14 protein-coding genes are annotated in these 21,189 nt (G+C 51.9%); 11 read left to right on the top strand and 3 right to left on the bottom strand.

Translation table 11 applies throughout. The annotated features are described in order from the left end of the window. Nucleotides 1–608: 608 nt before the first annotated feature. Entirely contained in the window at nucleotides 609–2,402 is a 1,794-nt protein-coding gene (locus AAG834_RS04195; protein WP_070514060.1) for a 2-isopropylmalate synthase, read from the bottom strand. Between the two features lie 427 nt (nucleotides 2,403–2,829). Here AAG834_RS04195 and AAG834_RS04190 point away from each other — a divergent pair, with 427 nt between their 5' ends. The 6 genes from AAG834_RS04190 to AAG834_RS04165 all read left to right on the top strand — a co-directional run bounded on the left by AAG834_RS04190 (nucleotide 2,830) and on the right by AAG834_RS04165 (nucleotide 11,148). After that, a complete protein-coding gene (locus tag AAG834_RS04190) occupies nucleotides 2,830–3,948 on the top strand; it encodes a class I SAM-dependent methyltransferase (protein ID WP_342031354.1) in 1,119 nt (372 codons plus the stop codon). 40 nt (nucleotides 3,949–3,988) lie between these two features. Then, nucleotides 3,989–4,672, top strand: coding sequence for a 16S rRNA pseudouridine(516) synthase (locus tag AAG834_RS04185; RefSeq protein ID WP_070514058.1), 684 nt, complete (start codon nucleotides 3,989–3,991; stop codon nucleotides 4,670–4,672). A gap of 361 nt (nucleotides 4,673–5,033) precedes the next feature. Further along, a complete protein-coding gene (locus AAG834_RS04180; RefSeq protein WP_342031353.1) occupies nucleotides 5,034–6,293 on the top strand; it encodes a glutamate-5-semialdehyde dehydrogenase in 1,260 nt (419 codons plus the stop codon). A gap of 303 nt (nucleotides 6,294–6,596) precedes the next feature. Further along, nucleotides 6,597–7,595, top strand: coding sequence for a hypothetical protein (locus AAG834_RS04175; RefSeq protein WP_342031352.1), 999 nt, complete (start codon nucleotides 6,597–6,599; stop codon nucleotides 7,593–7,595). Between the two features lie 415 nt (nucleotides 7,596–8,010). Beyond that, nucleotides 8,011–10,038, top strand: a complete 2,028-nt coding sequence (locus tag AAG834_RS04170; RefSeq protein ID WP_342031351.1) for a BCCT family transporter — start codon at nucleotides 8,011–8,013, stop codon at nucleotides 10,036–10,038. 186 nt (nucleotides 10,039–10,224) lie between these two features. Beyond that, nucleotides 10,225–11,148: an RluA family pseudouridine synthase gene (locus AAG834_RS04165; protein WP_342031350.1), complete on the top strand. Its 924-nt coding sequence runs from the start codon at nucleotides 10,225–10,227 to the stop codon at nucleotides 11,146–11,148. 81 nt (nucleotides 11,149–11,229) lie between these two features. Here AAG834_RS04165 and AAG834_RS04160 read toward each other — a convergent pair whose 3' ends face one another. Continuing rightward, complete coding sequence (locus AAG834_RS04160) at nucleotides 11,230–12,483, bottom strand: D-alanyl-D-alanine carboxypeptidase family protein (protein WP_342031349.1); 1,254 nt, start codon at nucleotides 12,481–12,483, stop codon at nucleotides 11,230–11,232. A 215-nt stretch (nucleotides 12,484–12,698) separates the two neighbouring features. Here AAG834_RS04160 and ilvA point away from each other — a divergent pair, with 215 nt between their 5' ends. The 5 genes from ilvA (at nucleotide 12,699) to AAG834_RS04135 (ending at nucleotide 19,814) form a co-directional block, all read left to right on the top strand. Beyond that, on the top strand, nucleotides 12,699–14,225 hold the full coding sequence (ilvA, locus tag AAG834_RS04155) for a threonine ammonia-lyase, biosynthetic (RefSeq protein WP_342031348.1): 1,527 nt from the start codon (nucleotides 12,699–12,701) through the stop codon (nucleotides 14,223–14,225). Between the two features lie 691 nt (nucleotides 14,226–14,916). After that, on the top strand, nucleotides 14,917–15,642 hold the full coding sequence (rph, locus tag AAG834_RS04150; RefSeq protein WP_342031347.1) for a ribonuclease PH: 726 nt from the start codon (nucleotides 14,917–14,919) through the stop codon (nucleotides 15,640–15,642). A gap of 419 nt (nucleotides 15,643–16,061) precedes the next feature. After that, nucleotides 16,062–17,498, top strand: coding sequence for an MBOAT family O-acyltransferase (locus AAG834_RS04145; RefSeq protein ID WP_342031346.1), 1,437 nt, complete (start codon nucleotides 16,062–16,064; stop codon nucleotides 17,496–17,498). A 15-nt stretch (nucleotides 17,499–17,513) separates the two neighbouring features. Next, nucleotides 17,514–18,590, top strand: a complete 1,077-nt coding sequence (gene patB / locus AAG834_RS04140) for a peptidoglycan O-acetyltransferase PatB (RefSeq protein WP_342031345.1) — start codon at nucleotides 17,514–17,516, stop codon at nucleotides 18,588–18,590. Nucleotides 18,591–18,704: 114 nt separating this feature from the next. Beyond that, nucleotides 18,705–19,814, top strand: coding sequence for an SGNH/GDSL hydrolase family protein (locus AAG834_RS04135; RefSeq protein WP_342031344.1), 1,110 nt, complete (start codon nucleotides 18,705–18,707; stop codon nucleotides 19,812–19,814). Nucleotides 19,815–20,131: 317 nt separating this feature from the next. Here AAG834_RS04135 and trpD read toward each other — a convergent pair whose 3' ends face one another. Further along, nucleotides 20,132–21,166 carry an anthranilate phosphoribosyltransferase gene (gene trpD, locus AAG834_RS04130; protein WP_039405010.1) on the bottom strand — a complete coding sequence of 345 codons (1,035 nt, stop codon included), beginning with the start codon at nucleotides 21,164–21,166 and terminating at the stop codon, nucleotides 20,132–20,134. Between the last annotated feature and the right edge of the window lie 23 nt (nucleotides 21,167–21,189).

The following is a 21,189-nucleotide window of genomic DNA, read 5'->3' as shown; positions in this document are numbered from 1 at the left end:
TTTTATGATGTACTGATTTTTTCAATGTCTACTAATCTTCTTTTCAGGCAGGAATACGTTATAAAAAATACACAGAAAAAATAAAACGAATGGGAGCATGATGGCAAACCGTATTTTCAGTATAAAATTTATAAAACCAATTAATTACCTCATTTTATTGCTACTTATTTCGTTTTCATTTCTCCTTAATACTGATGAATTTTACATCATAGACTATATAACTGATGGGGATGTCTATAATTTATCCGATTTACAAGGTGAAATAAACAACAACCCCATGATTATTAAATTATTTTTTATAATAAACAATATTTCTATTCTATTCTTTCTATTAGGAAGAAAGTTTATTGGCATTTTCTGTTTCATCCTTACAGCGTATTTTTTTGTCCATTTAATAGGCGACCTAGATTTATTGTTTCATATCATTTACTCAAGTATAAAACTTAAAAATTTATGGCTGATTCTAATACTCGTTTTGTATTTTTTACTGTGTTTGATTAACCTTTTTCCCCTGTTCGGTTCTGTGAAAAAATAAAAAAAGGTCGTCTGAAAACCCAAAATCCGGTTTCAGACGACCTTTTTGCTTTTAAAAATCAAGTTATCTAAACTCAAATCGTACCGCTGCCTTGCGCTTTCGGTTTGGCGGCACCGAATTCCAGTTTGCTCAAGGCGGAGAGGTAGGCTTTGGAAGTGGCGACCAATACGTCAGTATCTGCGCCTTGTCCGTTGACGACGCGATTGCCGCGTGCCAGACGGACGCTGGTTTCGCCTTGGCTTTCCGTGCCTTGCGTTACGGCGTTGACGGAGTAAATCTGCAAAGTCGCACCGCTTTGCGCCACGCTCTCAATCGCTTTGAAAATCGCGTCGACAGGGCCGGAGCCGGTGGCGGAAGCGCGTTTTTCTTCACCTTTGATGCTGAACACGATGTCGGCGCGCGGCTCTTCGCCGGTTTCGGTGCTGATTTTTTGGGAGATGAATTTGTAGCTTTCGGCGCCCATGCTGCCCATTTCGTCGGACACCAGCGCGTGCAGGTCTTCATCGAAGATTTCGCGTTTTTTATCGGCGAGTTCTTTGAAGCGGGCAAACGCGGCGTTCAGCGCTTCCTCACTTTCCAACTCGATGCCCAAATCCGCCAGTTTGCTGCGGAACGCGCTGCGGCCGGACAATTTGCCCAAGGTCAGGCGGTTGGTTGACCAGCCGACCGATTCGGCAGTCATGATTTCATAGGTTTCGGGGTGTTTCAACACGCCGTCCTGATGGATGCCTGATTCGTGTGCAAAGGCGTTTGCGCCGACCACCGCCTTGTTGGGCTGAATCGGATAGCCGGTAATGGTGGACACCAGTTTGGATACCGGCACGATTTGCGTGGTGTCAATGCCGGTTTCCAAGCCGAAAAGGTCGTGGCGCACTTTCAAGGCCATCACGATTTCTTCAAGGCTGGCATTGCCCGCGCGTTCGCCTAAGCCGTTGATGGTGCATTCCACCTGACGCACGCCTGCCTGAACAGCGGCCAGCGAGTTGGCAACTGCCATCCCCAAATCGTTGTGGCAGTGGGTCGACCAGACTACTTTGTCGCCGTTGGGCACGCTTTTGATGATGTTGCTGATACGCTCGTACCACACGGAAGGGATGGAGTAGCCGACGGTATCGGGAATATTGATGGTGGTCGCGCCCGCTTCGATAACCGCCGTAAAGATTTTGGCGAGGAAGTCCAAATCCGAACGCACGGCGTCTTCGGCGGAAAATTCCACATCGTCGGTGTATTCTTTGGCGATTTTCACTGCTTTGACCGCCGCATCAATGACCTGCTGCGGCTTCATTTTCAGTTTGTGCTCCATGTGGATGGGGCTGGTGGCGATGAAGGTATGGATGCGTTTTTTCGGCGCGGGGGAAACGGCTTCGCCCGCTTTGCGCACATCGTTTTCAACGGCACGCGCCAGCGAGCAGACTGTGGATTTGGTGATGATTTTGGCAATCGCATTGACCGACTCGAAATCGCCCGGGCTGGCTGCGGCAAAACCGGCCTCAATCACATCCACACCCATTTTCTCCAACTGGCGGGCAATGCGGATTTTCTCCTCTTTGGTCATGGATGCACCGGGCGACTGCTCGCCGTCGCGCATGGTGGTATCGAAAATAATTACGCGGTTGGTCTGTGTCATTTCTGTTCTCTCCAGAGATTCGTTTTTTTGTAAAAAAGCATTCAAATCCAGCGGCCTGCCTTGCGCTTCCGCCAGCGCGGTCAGCTTTTGCAGTTGCGCCAAAGGCAGCGACCCGCGCGTGCGCCATTTATAGATGGCGGCAGTTGTTGCGGCATTTTCGGGGTCGTACTGTTTCAACGCTTCGGCAAGTGCATTCACGCCGCCGAAATAAGCAACTAAGCGGTCAATGTCTAATTGCATGATGTTCCTTGTCCAAACTTTATCGAAATTATGGTTTGCTTTGGAAGGGGATTATACGCATTTTAGACAAAACGACAATCTATTTTTCTAAAAATACGGATTTACTTTTTAAATCCAGAATTATTTTATACATTTTGTCCAATTTTATTTCAATATCTGAGTACAAAAAGGCAGGCGACACATAACTGCCCCTAAAAAATGAATAGGCATCACTGCCCAAACTACGCTCGCTTATTTTGAATGTCCTGCACACCATAACGGCAATACATCGTAAGCCGAAATATATAGTGGATTAAAATAAAAATGAGACAAGGCGGCAACGCCCGCCGTGTACGGGTAGTACATAAGGGCGTTGGCAACGCCGTATCATTGCAATTTTAATCCACTATAGTAAACTTGCCGCCGGTTTCCCTTCCTCCTTCCCGCCATGTTTCCCATTATCCCCACCGACCGCGCCGCTGCCGAATGGCGCAACGAAAGCACGCAGAAGCCGCCCAAACAGGCGGTTTATGTGCATGAAAGCAATGCCGCCGATATTCTGAAAAACGCCCACGCCCAAACGGCAACCGTTTGGACGGGCGATTTCCACAACGCCAAGCAAGTGTTGGCGGCGATGAAAAAACGCGTCCGCAGGCCGTCTGAAAAAACAAAAAACACGCTTGCCGATATTCAGACGACCTTCCACACCCACCGCATGAAACAGGCGCAGCAAAGCCGTGTGTTGAACATGCTTGCCGTCGAAATCGGCGCGGGTTTTCAGTTAAGCAACCCGCGCGCGCCCGACGTCCGCGCCGCCCTTGCCGATGTGTACGCCGAGCCAAACGACACGCCGTTTTTACTGCCGCTTAACCAGCTTTTGGGCTTTATCGGCGCACACGAATGGCACAAAAAAGGCATAGACATTCCGCAGCTTGGCGGCAAAATCCATGTTTCCTTCGGCGTGTTCTCACCCCTGCGCGGCGAATATTTGGACTTAATCGCCCAAGCTCCGTTGAATCCCCATATTCAGACGGCGTTCGACATCGGCACAGGCTCCGGCGTTATCGCCGCCATCCTCGCCAAACGCGGCATTCCCGACATCACCGCCACCGACACCAACCCCAAAGCCATCGCCTGCGCAACCGCCAACCTCGCCCACTTGGGGCTGGACAAACAAGTCGCCGTCAAAGCTGTCGATTTATTTCCCGAAGGACGCGCCGACCTGATCGTCTGCAACCCGCCGTGGCTGCCCGCCAAACCGACTTCTGCCGTCGAAACCGCCCTCTACGACCCCGACAACGCCATGCTGACCGCCTTTTTAAACGGCGTGCGGCAACATTTAAACCCGCAAGGTGAAGCGTGGTTAATCATTTCCGACTTGGCGGAACATCTGCACCTGCGCGACCGCGATTTTCTGGAACAATGTTTTCAGACGACCTCTTTAGAAGTGGCCGATATTCTGAAAACCAAACCGCGCCACCGCAAAGCCGCCGACGAATCCGACCCGCTCGCCTTCGCCCGCAATCGGGAAACCACTTATCTCTATCGTTTGAAAGCGAAGTCCTGATATACAATTAGGTCGTCTGAAACCCGTTCCCGCCATTCCCATGCAACTGATCAAATACCTCCAATCCCAAGGCATAGGCAGCCGCAAACAATGCCAGTGGCTGATTCAAAACGACTGTGTCGAAATCAACGATACAGTCTACAACGACGCCAAATCTGACATCGATCCCGCCGAAGTCCAAACGCTGCGCATAGACGGCGAAGACATCGTCGTCGTGCCCATGCCCTATTTTTATATCCTGCTCAACAAGCCTGCCGATTACGAAACCTCACACAAACCGCAGCAATACCCCAGCGTTTTCAGCCTTTTTCCCGATCATATGCGCAACATCGATATGCAGGCGGTCGGCAGACTGGATGCCGATACGACGGGCGTTTTGCTGATTACCAACGACGGGCAGTTCAACCACCGCGTTACCTCGCCGAAACACAAAGTCCCAAAAATCTACCGCGTTACCCTGAAGCATCCTGCTGACAAAAGCCTGTGTGAAACGCTGAAAAACGGTGTCCTTCTGCACGACGACAACGAGACCGTCCGCGCCGCAGAAGCCGTTTTGGAAAATCCGACCACCCTACTAATGACCATTACCGAAGGCAAATATCATCAGGTCAAACGCATGGTCGCCGCCGCCGGCAACCGCGTCGAACACCTCCATCGGGACGAATTTAACGGACGAACGGTAGAAAATTTAGCCTCAGGGGAGTGGAAATTCATCACGGTTTGAAAATTTTGAAGTTTTTTCAAAAAAAATTTAACCATTATGATTTTTTTATTTGTTTAAAAACATTATGATATAAGTGTTAAGATGTCATTAACCAAACTTAACGCCATCATTCGTGAACTATTATATAATTCGCGTGTCTGAGTAACACTTGCTTCGAGAGAAGTGAGTAAGTGAGTAAGACGTTTTCCCCGTAATGTGTTTGGCCATCTATACTTTTCCCCTTAGTATAGATGGTTTTTTTTATCTGCGATTTTCTCAGTCCTTTTCCCAGTATCACTGGAATTGTCTTTCTGCGTCCTATTGAATTCCCGTTCAGACGACCTTATCATCAACCCATTCCCACTTTCCCCGCAGAAACACCATGCAAAACATCCAAGACTACGTCCGCCGCACCGCGTCCGCCGCCAAGCAGGCTTCCTATATTGTCGCCGCCGCCGAAACCGCGCAAAAAAACGCCGCGCTTCTGCGCACTGCCGAACTCATCAGACACCATCAAACCGCCATCCTCGCTGCCAACGCCCAAGATATGGAACAGGCCGCGCAGAAAGGTTTGAACGACGCCCTGCTCGACCGCCTGCGGCTGACCGAAAAAACCATAGATGCCATGTGCGAAGGTTTGCGCCAGATTGCCGCCCTGCCCGACCCCATCGGCGAAATGGACGAATTCCGCACCCGCGAAAACGGCCTGCAAATCGGCAAAATGCGCGTACCGTTGGGCGTTGTCGGCATCATTTACGAATCCCGCCCCAACGTAACCGTCGATGCCGCCGCCCTCTGCCTCAAGTCCGGCAACACCTGCGTCCTGCGCGGCGGCAGCGAAGCCTTCAACAGCAATATGGCGCTTTCCAAACTGATTACGCAGGCGTTAGTTGAAAACGGCCTGCCCGCAGCAGCCGTCAGCCTGATTGAAAATACCGACCGCGAAAGCGTCGGTGCCATGCTGCAAAGCCCAGAGTTTATCGACGTCGTCATTCCGCGCGGCGGCAAGTCGCTGGTTTCCCGCATCGCCGCCGACGCCCGCGTACCCGTCATCAAACACCTCGACGGCATCTGCCACGTCTATATCGACCGCGCCGCCGACGCCGAAAAAGCCGTCAACATCGCCTTCAACGCCAAAACCTCGCGCTACGGCACCTGCAACACCATGGAAACCCTGCTCGTCCACCAAAGCCGCGCCGCCGAAATCCTGCCCGTATTGGCGGAAAAATACGCCGCCCGCGACGTCGAGCTGCGCGGCTGCCCGCGTACCCTATCCATCCTGCCCCACATTCAGACGGCCTCCGAAGAAGACTGGGACACCGAATACCTCGCCCCCATCCTCTCCGTCAAAATCGTCGACAGCCTCGAAGAAGCCGTCGCCCACATCAACACCCACGGCAGCCACCACACCGACAGCATCGTAACCGAATCCTACACCGACGCCCGCACCTTCCTGCGCACGGTCGACAGCGCCAGCGTCATGGTCAATGCCTCCACCCGCTTCGCCGACGGCTTCGAGTACGGTCTCGGCGCGGAAATCGGCATTTCCACCGACAAAATCCACGTCCGCGGCCCCGTCGGCCTGCACGGTCTGACTTCGCAGAAATGGATAGTGTTGGGCGACGGACAGGTTCGGTCGTAATTCCATTGCTTTCTTGAGGGATAAAACAACAAAAGGTCGTCTGAAAAACAATTTTCAGACGACCTTCTTTCTGCAACGGTAAATCTTGTCGCTCTTTCTTATTTTTGCGGCAACGCAATATCGGCATACGGCTGTCATCAAACTAACTATTCCATTATAATCATTCAAATTTCCATAACGGCTTAACCGCAATCCGATACGACGATTTTAAGTTTGATGTATCCGCGCTCAGTATCTGCGCCCAAGAGGTCGTCTGAAACCACCCCGATTCCCATAAATCATCATCAAAAGGAAACCAGCATAATGTCGGACAAACCCGCTCTGAAGGACGAAAAACCGCGCAAGCCGTACCTTACGCTGCTTTTTACCGTTTATGCCTTGTGTTACGGCGTTTTACTCGTGTTTCTCACCGTTCAGCTTGCCGTAGCTTCCGGCGGGGTGGCAGCTTTTTTTGCCTCTATGCTCCATTTCGGTATTTTCGGACTGGTGTTCGGCAGTCTGGCTAGTGTGGCTACAATAATTACCGGTTTACTCTATATGCTTGGCTATATGTTGGTTTGGGGCATACTGACCGGTATGGCGATGACGCAGCTTCGTTTGCGTAGGAACTTGAAGCATATCTTGACCGCCATGCTCATCGGCTTTGTCTGTTCCTACATAAGCACGATATTGTTTGCGCTGTTTTTGTCAAAAGATATAGAGATGCTGTTTAATTTTTATTTCGAAGGATTAACGATATTCAGCCTATTGAATGCGTTTGCCGTTATTCCTTTTGGGCTGGTGTTTTTACCTAGTGAAAGCGGATATAAACGGGAGCGGGAAATTGCCGGAAAAACCTTGAAGGCGGGCATTCATGCGGGGCAAGTCATTTTTGAACATGCGACTGAAAAGAAGGGCATTTTTTCTTACCGCTGGTGGATTTTGCTGGCTTTTGCTTTGGCAGGCACGCCGATTTTCCTGACCTGCGCTTTCCTGATGCAGCCGGACTCCGCCTTCCCCGACACACAAGCTTGGAGCGCACACTTTATCCCGATGACTTTCTTTGGCTTTGCCGCCATGGTGGCAAGCGGTTTGACGGCAATGCTGATGCGTCTGCGTAAAGACCAAAAAGGCATTTTGAGCTGCCTTGCCCTATCATCTGCCTACTTCGGCGTTATGGTTTATCTGCCGCCCATCAAGAATCCCGATTTGAACCCCTACGCCCATTTGCTCAATCCGTATTGGCTGCTGGCGGCTTGGCTGATATCGGCCGGCGTCTGCATTTGGTTGTCGTTTAAGAAAGTAGATAGCGGCAATAGCTAATAAAACTGATGAGGGGGCGTCTGAAAAGCGTTTCAGACGACCCCTTTGCCTATTTTATCGCCGCCATCTTTCTTGTCCAAATACACACAAATCTTTCCCAATTTGAAACAATCCCCTGATTTTGTTATTATTCCTTCAAACAAAGAAATAATCATCATCCATTTTGTCTCACCCGGCCCTCATTACGGCTCATTCATCTGTGCGTTTTTACTCTCTTTTTCCCTTGTTTTTCATCCGGCAGGACGGTTTAAACGCTATTCGTTTTTTGTCTGCGTTTTATAGTGGATTACCAAAAATCGGGAAAGTCTCGGACCCTGTCCGACAGACCATGTTTTATTCCTAGTTTTTGTCAATCAACCATATACAGCCTTGCGCCCGCGTCCGCCTGCCTCACCATCCCAAAGGAGGTCAAGGTTTGTCTTTATTTCATTTCTTACGCAACCGCTCTTCGTTCAATCCCTTCGTTGTTTCCGTTACGCTGTCCTTCGTGCTGCTGGTCATCGGCATCGCACTTTTGATTCCGCAGCAGGCAGAAACCGTCCTCAATGCCGCCAAAACGGGCATTTTCAAAAACTTCAGTTGGTTTTACATCTTGGCGTTTTCAGCCTTCTTCTTCTTCCTGCTCGCACTTTCGGTCAGCAGCTTCGGCAACATCAAACTGGGCAGCAACGAAGAAGAGCCTGAATTTAGCTTTTGGTCTTGGCTCGCCATGCTGTTCGCGGCGGGTATGGGCGTTGGGTTGATGTTTTTCGGCGTCGCCGAACCGCTCACCCACTATCTGTCCCCAATTACCGAAGGCGGCAGCGGCGCAAGGCAGCAGGATGCGTTGCTCCACACCCTCTTCCACTGGGGCGTACATGCTTGGTCGGTTTACGCCGCCATGGCGTTGGCGCTCGCCTATTTCGCCTTCCGCTACAAGCTCCCGCTTTCCCTGCGTTCCTGCTTTTATCCGCTGCTAAAAGAGAAAATCGACGGTAAGGCAGGCGACATCATCGACATACTCGCGCTGGTCGCCACCCTGTTCGGCATCATTACCACGCTCGGTTTCGGCGCGGCGCAGTTGGGTGCGGGTTTGGCACAAATCGGCTGGATAAGCGAAAACACCTTTTCCGTACAAACCATCGTGATTTTCGCCGTCATGGGTTTGGCAGTCGCCTCCGCCGCCTCCGGCATAGGCAAAGGCGTTAAAATGTTGAGCGAGATGAACTTGACCCTTGCTTTTGTACTGATGGTCTTCGTCCTCGCTACCGGCCCGACCCTCCACCTGCTCTCCGCCTTCAACGACAACCTCGGCACTTACCTGAGCAACCTCGTACAACTCAGTTTCAAAACGTACAGCTACGAACAAAACCATACCGAATGGTTCGGCGGCTGGACCATCTTATACTGGGCATGGTGGTGTTCTTGGGCGCCTTTCGTCGGACTCTTCATCGCCCGCATCTCGCGCGGACGCACCATACGCGAATTTATTTTCGGCGTTTTGGCGGTTCCCTCCCTGTTCTGCGTCATCTGGTTCACCATCTTCGGCGACACCGCCATCTGGATTAACGACCACACCGCAGCAGGCGCATTGGGCGCATTGACCGGCACGCCTGAAAAACTCCTCTTCCGCTTCCTCGAATACCTCCCCCTGCCGACCCTCACAGGGCTTGTCAGCCTCATGGTGATCGCCCTCTTCTTCATCACCTCCGCCGACTCCGGCATTTACGTCCTCAACAACATCGCCTCCCGCGACAAAAGCCTGACCGCTCCACGTTGGCAGGCGGTAATGTGGGGGTTGTTGATGTCCGCTGCCGCCATTGTCCTTTTGCGCTTCGGCGGGCTGCCCACCCTGCAAACCATGACCCTCATCGTCGCCCTGCCTTTCGCCCTGCTCATGCTGATCATGTGTTTCAGCCTATGGCGCGGATTAAACGCCGACCACAAATACTTCACGACCGCCGTCACCCCCTCCAGCGTCTATTGGAGCGGCGACAACTGGCAGGACAGGCTCGAGCGTATGCTGAACCAAACGCAGGAACAAGACATCCTCAAATTCCTCAAAACCACCGCCCTGCCCGCCATGCGCGAACTGAGTGAGGAATTGTCCGACAAATACAGCCTGAGCGTCGACATCCAAACCCACTTCGACCGTGAAGAGCCTGCCGTCGAATTCACAATCCACAAAGAGTCCCTGCGCGACTTCATGTACGGCATTAAAACCATCAAGCGCGAAGTGTCCGAACAGCTTATCAAAGACGGCCATCTCCCGCACATCCGCCACAACGTAACCTACGAACCCTACACTTACTTCTTCGACGGCCGCAGCGGCTACGACGTGCAATACATGAACCGCCGCGAACTCATCGCCGACATTCTCAAGCAGTACGAGCGTTACCTCAACCTCCTGACCAATGTCGGACAAGAACTCATGTCGCACCAGCAAACCGAATTGGCGGAATAAGTTTTTGTTTGAATAAGTTGCAACCAAGGTCGTCTGAAAACCCAAAATCCGGTTTTTCAGACGACCCCTTTTTCCATAACCCGTAACACAAATCCGCCTCACACAAAGCACTCTTTCATCACCCGACTGCCTTAACCCGACTTAGGTCGTCTGAAAAAAAGACCGAAACCGAGTACAATCCGCCACATGAAAAAACGCTCCAATCCCCTCCCGCTTTTAAACGGCGTCAAACCCAGCTATTTGGTGCTGCCGCACGAAAAACCGTTTTACGACCTGCCCCTGTTGCATTTCCTCTGCGTCCGCTTTCCCTTTGTCGGCGAAGACAACTGGCGCAGGCGTTTGAACAGCGGCTTCGTCGTCGATGCAGACGGCGCGCCGTTTGACGAACACACGCTGTTCGAGCCGGGCAAAACCATGTTTTATTACCGCGAAACCAGCAGCGACAGCGAACCCGTCATTCCGTTTGAAGAAAAAATCCTGCACATCGACGACCATCTGATTGTCGTTGACAAACCGCATTTCCTGCCCGTTATCCCCAGCGGGCGTTTTTTGCGCGAAACCCTGCTGACCCGCCTGCGCCTGCGGCCGGAATTGCAACATTTGAACGTAGCAGACATTACGCCGGTCCACCGTTTGGACAAAGATACGGCGGGCGTGATGCTGCTGTCGCACAATCCTACCACGCGCCGCGATTATCAAACGATGTTTCAGGAAAAAAGCGTCCGTAAAACCTATCATGCCGTCGCGCCGACGAGGACGGATTTGGTATATCCCTTGGACGTGGTTTCGCGCATGGTGCGCGGGGAAAGGTTTTTCACGACGCAGGAAACCGAAGGCGAGCCGAACGCCCATACGACGGTCGAATTGCTTGAAAACCGCGGCGAATTCAGCCTCTACCGGCTGACGCCGCATACGGGAAAAAAACACCAGCTTCGGGTGCATATGATGCGTTTGGGCATGCCGCTGCTAAACGACGCGCTTTATCCCACCCCTTTGGCGGCGGGCGATGAAGATTATGAAAAACCTTTGAAACTACTGGCGAAACGGATTAAGTTTACCGACCCGATCAGCGGACAAGAACGGATATTTGAAAGCGGATTTGAGTTATAAAGACTTTGCCGTCCTCCTGTTCGCATCCAAAACAAAGGTCGTCTGAAAACCATTTTCAGACGACCTTTTCATCAATCCTGCCTATTTCGAACTGCTGCCGAACAAGCCTTTGAACCACAATACGATATCATCCCACATCCGTCTGAACCAGCTGCCTTCTTCAACGGAATGGAGGGCGACGACGTTTTTCTCGGTAATGACTTTGCCGTCTTTGACGATTTTGAGTTTGCCCAAGGTTTGACCTTTGCGTATCGGGGCGATAACGGGCTGGACGGTTTCTAAAATCGGTTTGATGTTTTGTCCGGCATCGTGGGGAATCGTGATGTACACATCTTCGAGGAAGCCGACGTTTACCGATTTGCTGCTACCTTTATAAACTTTGACCTTGGAAATGATTTCGCCGCCGTTGTAGAGCTTGGGCGTATCGAATGCCTGCAACGCCCAGTTGAGCAGTTTGCCGCTTTCGGAAGCGCGGGCTTCGGTGGAATCGGTACCGACAACGATGGAAACGATGCGTCTGCCGTTGCGTTTGCTGGACGCGGCAAGGTTGTAGCCTGCGCTTTCGGTGTGTCCCGTCTTCAGACCGTCCACATTGGAATCGCGGTAGAGCAGGAGGTTGCGGTTTGGCTGCTCGACATTGTTGTATTTGAAGGATTTAATCGAAAATACGGGATAGTATTTCGGATAATCGTGTATCAGCGCGGCGGACAAAATGGCTAAATCGCCGACGGTGGAAACATGGCCTTCGGCAGCCAATCCGGTCGGGTTTTTAAAGTGGGTTTTGGTCATGCCCAAACGCTTGGCTTCTTCGTTCATTTGTTGGACGAACACATCCACCGAGCCTCCTCCCATGGCTTCGGCAAGCGTAGTGGCGGCATCGTTGCCGGATTGGACAATCATGCCTTTAATCAAATCACTCACGCTGGCGGGGACTTTGGGATTGAGGAACATCCGCGAGCCTTCGATTTTCCAGCCTGCGTCAGACACGGTCAGCATTTGGTCGGCGCGCAATGTGCCGTTTTCCAAAGCCTTGAACGTGAGGTAGGCGGTCATCATTTTGGTCAGCGAAGCCGGTTCGATCTGCGTGTCGATATTGTTAGAGGCAAGCACTTGATGGCTGTGCAAATCGGTAACAATGTATGCGGCGGCGGCAATGGCAGGCGGCGCATCGGGGCTGTTGATGCTGGGCATCATGGCTTCGGGCTGGGACGCGGCGGCAGGAGCCGGCTCGGAAGCGGCAACTGCGGGAGCTGCGTTGTTTTTAGCCGCTTGCGGCGCGGCTTGCGCGGCGGTAATCATCATCGCCGCGATCAATACGGATAATGTTTTTTTCATTGGAATGTGGTGCGGAAATAGAAATAAAAACAACTGCGTTGTGCGGTTTGGCGCAAAAGGCTGTCATTATACCGCCGCATCTTCGCTTTGCTAAGATTTTTCTTGATTTCAGACGACCTCGCGGGTATGGTTTTACCTTTCCGCCGTTTTGTTGACAAAGTTTGACGCGGACGGCGGACACTCCTTTCGAAAATAATCCTCCGGCACACAAAACCATGAACAACCGCCCATCTTATTCCGATTACCTCATCCGCATCCTGACCGCCTCCGTTTACGACGTTGCCGTCGAGACCCCGCTCGAACCCGCCATCGGGCTGTCAGGTCGTCTGAACAACAACGTCCTGCTCAAACGCGAAGACCTGCAACCCGTGTTTTCCTTCAAAATCCGCGGCGCGTACAACAAAATGGCGAAGCTGCCCAAAGAAGCACTCGCCTGCGGCGTGATCGCTGCCAGCGCGGGCAACCACGCACAAGGCGTCGCACTTTCGGCACAGCGTCTAGGCTGCCGCGCCGTCATCGTTATGCCCGAAACCACGCCCCAAATCAAAATCGACGCCGTCAAAAGCCGCGGCGGCGAAGTCGTCCTCAAAGGCGTTTCCTACAACGATGCCTATGATTACGCGATGGAATTGGCAGAAAAAGAAAAACTGACCTACATCGCCCCGTTTGACGACCCCGACGTGATTGCCGGACAAGGCACGGTCGGCATGGAAATCGTGCGCCAACGTCCCGACGACATCCACGCCATCTTCGTCCCCATCGGCGGCGGCGGACTGGCGGCAGGCGTCGCCGCGTTCGTCAAACAAGTACGCCCAAGCATCAAAGTCATCGGCGTACAAACACACGACTCCTGCTGCATGAAACAATCCGTCGAAGCCGGAAAAGTCGTCAGCCTCAAAGATGTCGGCCTCTTCTCCGACGGTACCGCCGTCAAAGTCGTCGGCGACGAAACCTTCCGCCTCTGCCGCGATCTCTTGGACGACATCATCACCGTTGACACCGACGCCATCTGCGGCGCCATCAAAGACATCTTCGACGACACCCGCAGCATCACCGAACCAGCAGGCGCGCTTGCCCTTGCCGGCTTGAAAACCTATGCCGCCCGCAACCGCATCCAAAACCAAACCCTCGTCGCCGTCACCAGCGGCGCCAACATGAATTTCCACCGCCTGCGCCACGTTTCCGAACGCAGCGAATTGGGCGAAGGCAACGAAGGCATTTTCGCCGTGACCATCCCTGAAGAGCGCGGCAGTTTTCTCAAGTTCGTCAACCTGCTCGGCAGCCGCAACATCACCGAGTTCAACTACCGCTACGGCGACGACCAAAAAGCCCACATCTTCGTCGGCCTGCAAACCGCAGGTTCCCAAGACCTCGCCGTCATCAGCCGCCAACTGACTGAAGCCGGGCTGCCCAATGTCGACCTGACCGACGACGAAATCTCCAAAATCCACATCCGCTACATGGTCGGCGGACGCACAACAAAAGTCGCCCACGAACGCTTAATCAGCTTCGAGTTCCCCGAACGCCCCGGCGCACTCGCCCGCTTCCTCAACCATATGCAGGGCGGCTGGAACATTACCCTTTTCCACTACCGCAACCACGGCGCCGACTACGGCCGCATCCTCGTCGGCATCGACGTCCCGTCCACTGACGATGAAGCATTTGAAAACTTCGTCGAAAGCCTCGGTTACAGCTATCAGGACGAAACCCAAAACGCCGCATACCGCCTGTTCCTTGCTTGATTGGAATGTGCAACATAAAGGTCGTCTGAAACTCTTTTTATGGTTTCAGACGACCTTTATGTTGGGTACAGATTGGGTTGGCAAATCAATTTCTACTCAAGAAATACAGACCGCAATTTGCCATACGGACTGCGTATCCTATCCTTGCCGAAGTTCATCTGAAAACGGTTTCAGACGACTTATAAAATATCAAAACTCATAAATGTTTGATTTTTTCTTGAATGAAATAGAACCTGCATATAATCGAAAAATAAGAAGCTAGAATCAACTTGAACATCTTGGATTTTTAGAAAAACGGATATTTTCAGACAGCCTTACCTTATAAGTGGAATAAAAAATTCTTAGTTTTCTGTTTTATCGAGATATTTATTTCTTTAAGTCTGCATATAATCCGTAAATAGGGTTTTAAACTATTCCAAGAGTCTCATGAGTCTCGTTTTTAATTAATTCAGGAGCATATAACTTTTATGATCAAATTTTTCTATAAAAATAGTAATACAACAATATCAGTTAAAATATCATTTGTTTCCATTATGACGCTTATCAGTATGTTGCAAGCATTATCTGACTACTTGTAATTCAAATAAATCCCTCCTGAGATGGAGGGATTTTCTATCATAGAAACAGACACACCACCGAATCCCGTATAATACAGATCACAAATTTTTACCGTTCCCCCTAAGGACAAATCATGAGCAATTACACCCGCACCTCGCGCGCTGCCGACAGCCTGCGTAACATCAAAATCACTCCGCACTTCCTGCCGCACGCCGACGGCTCGTGCCTGATCGAATGCGACAACACCAAGGTTATCTGTACCGCTTCCATCGACGAAAACGTCCCGCCATTTCTTCGCGGCAAAGGTCAGGGCTGGGTTACTGCCGAATACGGGATGTTGCCCGCTTCTACTGCCTCGCGTATGCGCCGTGAAGCCGCGGCGGGCAAACAGTCGGGGCGCACTCAGGAAATCCAGCGCCTGATCGGGCGTTCGCTACGCGCCGTCGTGGATATGGAAAAACTCGGCGAACGTCAAATCCTGATTGATTGCGATGTGATTCAGGCAGACGGCGGAACACGCACCGCATCCATCACCGGCGCATTCGTCGCCCTGCAAATTGCGGTCAACAAGTTGCTTTCAGACGACCTCATCAGCGAAAACCCCATCCGCGAAGCCGTTGCCGCTGTATCCGCAGGCGTGGTGAACGGCGTGCCGCTTTTGGATTTGGACTATCCGGAAGACTCCGGCTGCGACAGCGATGTCAACATCGTCATGACCGCTTCAGGCAAAATCATCGAAATACAGGGCACGGCGGAAGGCGCGCCGTTCAGCTTGGACGAATTGGGCAAACTGATTGCGCTGGCACAAAAGGGCATTACGGAGTTGACAGCGCATCAACAAGCCGCCTTATCCTCCTAAGCATAAATTATCTAATCGTTTGAAATAAAAAGTTATTCTCAAAAACCAACCTTATTAAAAGCAGATTCAAGGTAAAACTCGTCAAGGTTTAAACATCTTACGGGCATCTCTACCTTGAATCTGCTTTTTTTCATCTTAAATCAATTCATTGCTTGAAATTGAGTGTCAAAACAAGGGCAATCAGCATGCCCTACCCAACCTGCTTTTTATCTCTGAAATTTTAAAAAAAGCCTGCTTATCCAATACGATATTTATGACAAAAGATTTTAAAATCCGTTTCAATCTCTGACGAGCGGTTCTAAAACAAGATTAGCGTTAGTTGTATAAATTCAAACACTTATTTACAATATATGGTTCGCTTCGACTTGCCAAACCTATATTTCGAGGCATCTGAATAATAAAAATTTCAAGGAACATTTATGCCGTTGCTGTCGATTGAATTCGCAGTATTTTTTATTGCTTTTCTGCCTCTTTATTGGGCATTTTTCCGTATGCCGACGGTGCAGAATGTTTTGCTTCTGCTGGCGGGTATGGGCTGGCTGTATCACTTGAATCCCATCTTTGCCGCCGTGATTGCCTGCTATTCGTCCTGCGTGCATCTGCTCGGTCTGTTGATGTCGTCTGAAAACGAAAACGTACGGAAATTCTGGCTGGGCTTCGGCGTAGCGACTGCTTTGGCGGTATTGTGTTTCTTCAAATATTTCGACTTTTTCCGCCCGTTTATCCGCCAATACACGGGACAGAGCGAGATTGTCGATATCTTGATGCCTTTGGGGCTGTCTTATTACACATTTCAATCTTTGGCTTATTTGGTGTACTGCTGCCGTCATCCGATGGGCGACCGCTTTGCGTGGCATGAGTTGCTGCTGCATTTGAGCTTTTTCCCGACGATTACTTCCGGGCCGATTATCCGTGCGGCGGCGTTTAAAAGCATAGACGGCGAACAAGCGGGAGCGTTGGAACAGATTCGGACTGCCGAAACGCGCGCATTGGTACGCCCTGCGCTGGCGGTGTGCTTGATTTTACTGGGCATTGCTAAAAAATGGTGGCTGGCGGGCGCACTGGGGGAAGGCTGGGTATCGCCCGTTTTCGAGAATCCCGCCCAGTTTGACGGCTGGGGCGTGTTGTCGGGTGTTTATGGCTATACTTTCCAGCTTTTCTTTGATTTTTCAGGCTATTCGGATTTGGTAATCGGGATGGCGATGCTGCTCGGTTTCCGCCTGCCGAAAAACTTTGCGGCACCGCTGCGCGCATTCAATATCCGCGACTTCTGGAACCGTTGGCACATCAGCCTTTCCACTTGGATACGCGACTATATTTATATTCCTTTGGGCGGCAACAAACACGGCTTCGTCCTGACGCAGTTCAACTTGCTGCTGGCGATGGTGTTGTCGGGCGTTTGGCACGGCTACGGCTGGAATTTCCTGCTGTGGGGCGCGCTGCACGGTGTGGCATTAATTTTGCTCAACTGCGGCGACAAAATATTCGGGCGGGACGGTTCACGTCGTCTGAAAATCTTGCGTCCGCTTGCTTGGTTCGTCACTTTCCATTTCGTCTGCTTCACTTTCGTCGTGTTCAACACCGGCAGCCTCGCCGATACGCAGATGGTATTTGATGCCTTATTCGCCAACGAAGCAGGTTGGGCCGCGCCGAAACAGGCGGATGTCCTGCTGCTTGCCGCGTTTGGTCTGATGATTTTGCTCTACCCGTATTTGCTTCGCCTATTTGACGGCGCAGTGGCGGCATTGGAAAAAATGCCGATGTGGCTGTGGTTTATACCGCTGACGCTGGTGTTGGTGTTGATTATCGTATTGGCGCCATCAGGCATCCCGGGCTTTATTTACGCCGATTTTTAAAAGGACAATCAGAATATGAAACACTTTATTTCCCTGTTTGCCTCCCTTTTGGTTTGCGCCTTTGGCGCGGCGTGGTTCAGTCAAGATTCCATTAATGCCTATTGGCAGCAAACCTATCATCAGGCTTCACCGCTGGAGCCTTTGTCCGAATACGAATGGTGGCGCACGGGCGCGAAGCTGCAACAAGACGCATACGCCTTTTCAGACGACCTCAAAGCACGTTTGGCAGGACAGCCCACGATTGCCGAACCGGAGCCTCAAATCACTCAAGGTGACGGGTCGTCTGAACAAAATGCGCAGCTTAATGCGTCCGAACCACAGGAAAAAAACCGTCCCGCCAACGGACACCAACCTCAAACGGCACAACACGGCGGACAACCCGACACACACAGTCTCCCCATTGTCCCACCTGCCAATATCGTTCTCGGACAAGGCGACAAAGTCTTTTTTGCCGGCGACTCGATGATGCAGGGCGTTGCGCCTTTTGTCGAAAGAAGCCTGAAAAAACAATACGGCATCCAGTCGGTAAACTTAAGCAAACAAAGTACCGGATTGTCCTATCCCAAGTTTTTCGACTGGCCGAACACCATTGAGCAGACGCTGAAACAACAAACCGACATCCGCCTTCTGGTCGTCTTCCTCGGTCCCAACGATCCGTGGGATTTCCCGAAAGGCAAAAAATACCTGAAATTCGCCTCGCCCGAATGGTCGGAAGAATACCTCAGTCGCGTCAACCGCATCCTAACCGCCGCCGAGCAACACCACGTCCAAGTCATTTGGATGGGCATTCCTTATATGAAACAGGCAAAACTTAACAAGCAAATGCGATATCTCGACAAACTTTTAGCAGACGAGATCAGTCCAAAAGCCTTGTGGATACCGACCGACAAGCTCCTCAGCAACGGCTCCGACACCTACGCCGACTCCGTCAACATCAATGGAAAAATCATCCGCTACCGCAGCAAAGACGGCATCCACTTCTCTGCTGAAGGGCAAAAACTGCTCGCGGATAAAATCATGGAAAAAATCGTTTTTCAGACGACCCCTGAAATGAACGGCGAAGAACGCACGGAACAATTATCCGCACGTTAAGCCCGTATCGGCAGCAAAAGGACGGCGTTTTGTTTATCCAATGCCGTCTTTTTCGTTACAATAGCCCTCCGCCGCGTCAAAAGACGTCGTCTGAAAACCACACACAGGAAACTCATGAACATCAAAACCCTGTCCGTATCCCTTACCGCATTGTACCTGTCTGCCGCCGCCCCCGCCGCCGATATGCTGTTGGAAAACTACGGCAGCAGCCGTCCCACATGGCTCTCCAAGCTCAAAAAACTCGACCGCAGCTCGGACGGCAAATTCCGCATCCTCCAAATTGGCGATTCACACACCGCCGGCGACCTTTTCACCGAACAACTGCGCCTGCGCCTCCAGCAAAAATGGGGCGACGGCGGCATAGGCTGGGTTTACCCCTCTACCGTCAAAGGACAGCGCAGCGCAGCCGTCCGCTATGACGGCTCGTGGCAAACCGTCAGCAGCCGCAGCGTTTCAGACGACTTCCCCTTAGGCGGCATCATCGCCAAAGCCAACGGCAGCAGCGTTACCATCAGTGCCAAAGACGGAAGCAGCGGCGAGAAGCAGATTTCCGTCTTCGCCAAACCCGTCCTGCCCGAACAAACCCTTTCATTCAACGGACGCGAAGTTCCCGCCGGAAACAGCGGCTGGCAAATCATCCGCAGCAACGGCCGCCTGCCCCTGACCCTCAGCAGCTCCATGCCTTGGGACATCGGCTACATCAATATCGAGAATCCCGGACGCGGCGTAACCGTTTCCGCGCTCGGCATCAACGGCGCGCAACTGACCCACTGGTCCAAATGGCGTCCCTCTTGGCAGGATGACCTTGCCCAAACCCGCGCCGACCTCGTTATCATCGCCTACGGCACCAACGAAGCCTTCGCCCGCGATTTGGACATCACAGCCACCGAACAAAGCTGGCGCAGCTACATCCGCCAAATCAAACAAAGCCTGCCCGACGCAGGCATCCTGATTCTCGGCGCGCCCGAATCCCTTAAAAGCACCTCAGGAAGCTGCGGCACACGCCCCACCACCTTAAGCAGCATCCAACAAATGCAGCAGCGCGTCGCCCGCGATGAAAAAGTCATGTATTGGTCGTGGCAAAACGCGATGGGCGGCGAATGCAGTATGAAAAGCTGGATGAACCAAGGCCTCGCCGCCAAAGACGGCGTCCACTTCTCAGGCAAAGGCTACCGCCAAGCCGCTGACCGCCTCGCCGACAGCTTGATACAAATGGCAGATTAATCAAAAAGGTCGTCTGAAAATTTTCAGACGACCTTTTGCTATGTCGGATTATAGTGGATTAAATTTAAATCAGGACAAGGTGACGAAGCCGCAGACAGTACAGACAGTACGGAACCGATTCACTTGGTGCTTCAGCACCTTAGAGAATCGTTCTCTTTGAGCTAAGGCAAGGCAACGCCGTACTGGTTTAAAGTTAATCCACTATATTTTCTCTTGAAGACGGTCAATCCGCCTCAACTGCCTATCGAACGGTTTCGCAGCGTTTCAGCCCATTCCCGATAATCAGCATCGAATTTCCGTTTTCAGACGACCTTCGCTTACTCTTTGGCAAATTGCTGTGTAAAGCGGACAAATTCTTCTTTTTTCGCTTTTGCCTTGCCCGAATCGATGGCTGCTTCCGCGGCTTTGACACCGTCCGCCAACGAAGGCACGACATTGCCTGCATAAAGCGCGGCGGCGGCGTTGAGCAGGACGATGTCGCGTGCCGCGCCATGTTTGCCGCTCAACACTTCATCCATTTTCTCCAACGATTCTTGCGCGTTGGCGACTTTGATTTCGTCCAAATCGCGGCGGATTTCAATGCCGAAATCGGCGGGGCTGATGTCGTATTCGCGGATTTCTCCGTCTTTCAGCTCGGCAACGCGGGTTTTGCCGGTCAGCGTGATTTCATCCAAACCGCCTTCGCCGCACACGACCAAAACGTGTTTGGAACCAAGCTGTTTCAATACGCGCGACAGGATGCCGCATAAGTCGATGTGGAACACGCCCAAGAGCTGGTTCGGCGCGCCGGCGGGGTTGGTCAGCGGGCCCAAGATATTGAAAATACTTCTAAACCCGAGCGAACGGCGCACGGGCGCGACATGGCGCATCGCGCTGTGGTGGTTTTGGGCAAACATAAAGCCCAAGCCTGTTTGACGGATGCTTTCGGCAACTTGCTCCGGCGTAATGTTCAACACCGCGCCCATCTGCTCCATCACGTCCGCCGCGCCGCTGGACGAGGAAACGGAACGCCCGCCGTGTTTGGCGACTTTCGCACCTGCCGCAGCAGCGACAAACATCGAAGTCGTGGAAATATTGAAGGTTTTTGCACCGTCCCCGCCCGTGCCGACAATATCGACGAGGTCGTCTGAATTTTCCAGCGGCACTTTGGCGGCAAATTCGCGCATGACGGCGGCTGCGGCGGTGATTTCCGATACGGTTTCGACTTTAATCCGCAATCCGGTCAAGATGGCGGCGATTTGTTCGGGCGGCACCTGCCCGCTCATAATCTGACGCATCAGGTCGGTCATTTCGTCGTAAAACAATTCGTTGTTGCTGATTAATCGTTCGATGGCTTGTTGCGGTGTAATCATGGTTCAATCCTTTTTCGGGTATT

Source organism: Neisseria sp. Marseille-Q2251 (genome assembly GCF_940793045.1).
GTDB lineage: Bacteria > Pseudomonadota > Gammaproteobacteria > Burkholderiales > Neisseriaceae > Neisseria.
This window is presented reverse-complemented; position numbering and strand designations above follow the sequence as displayed.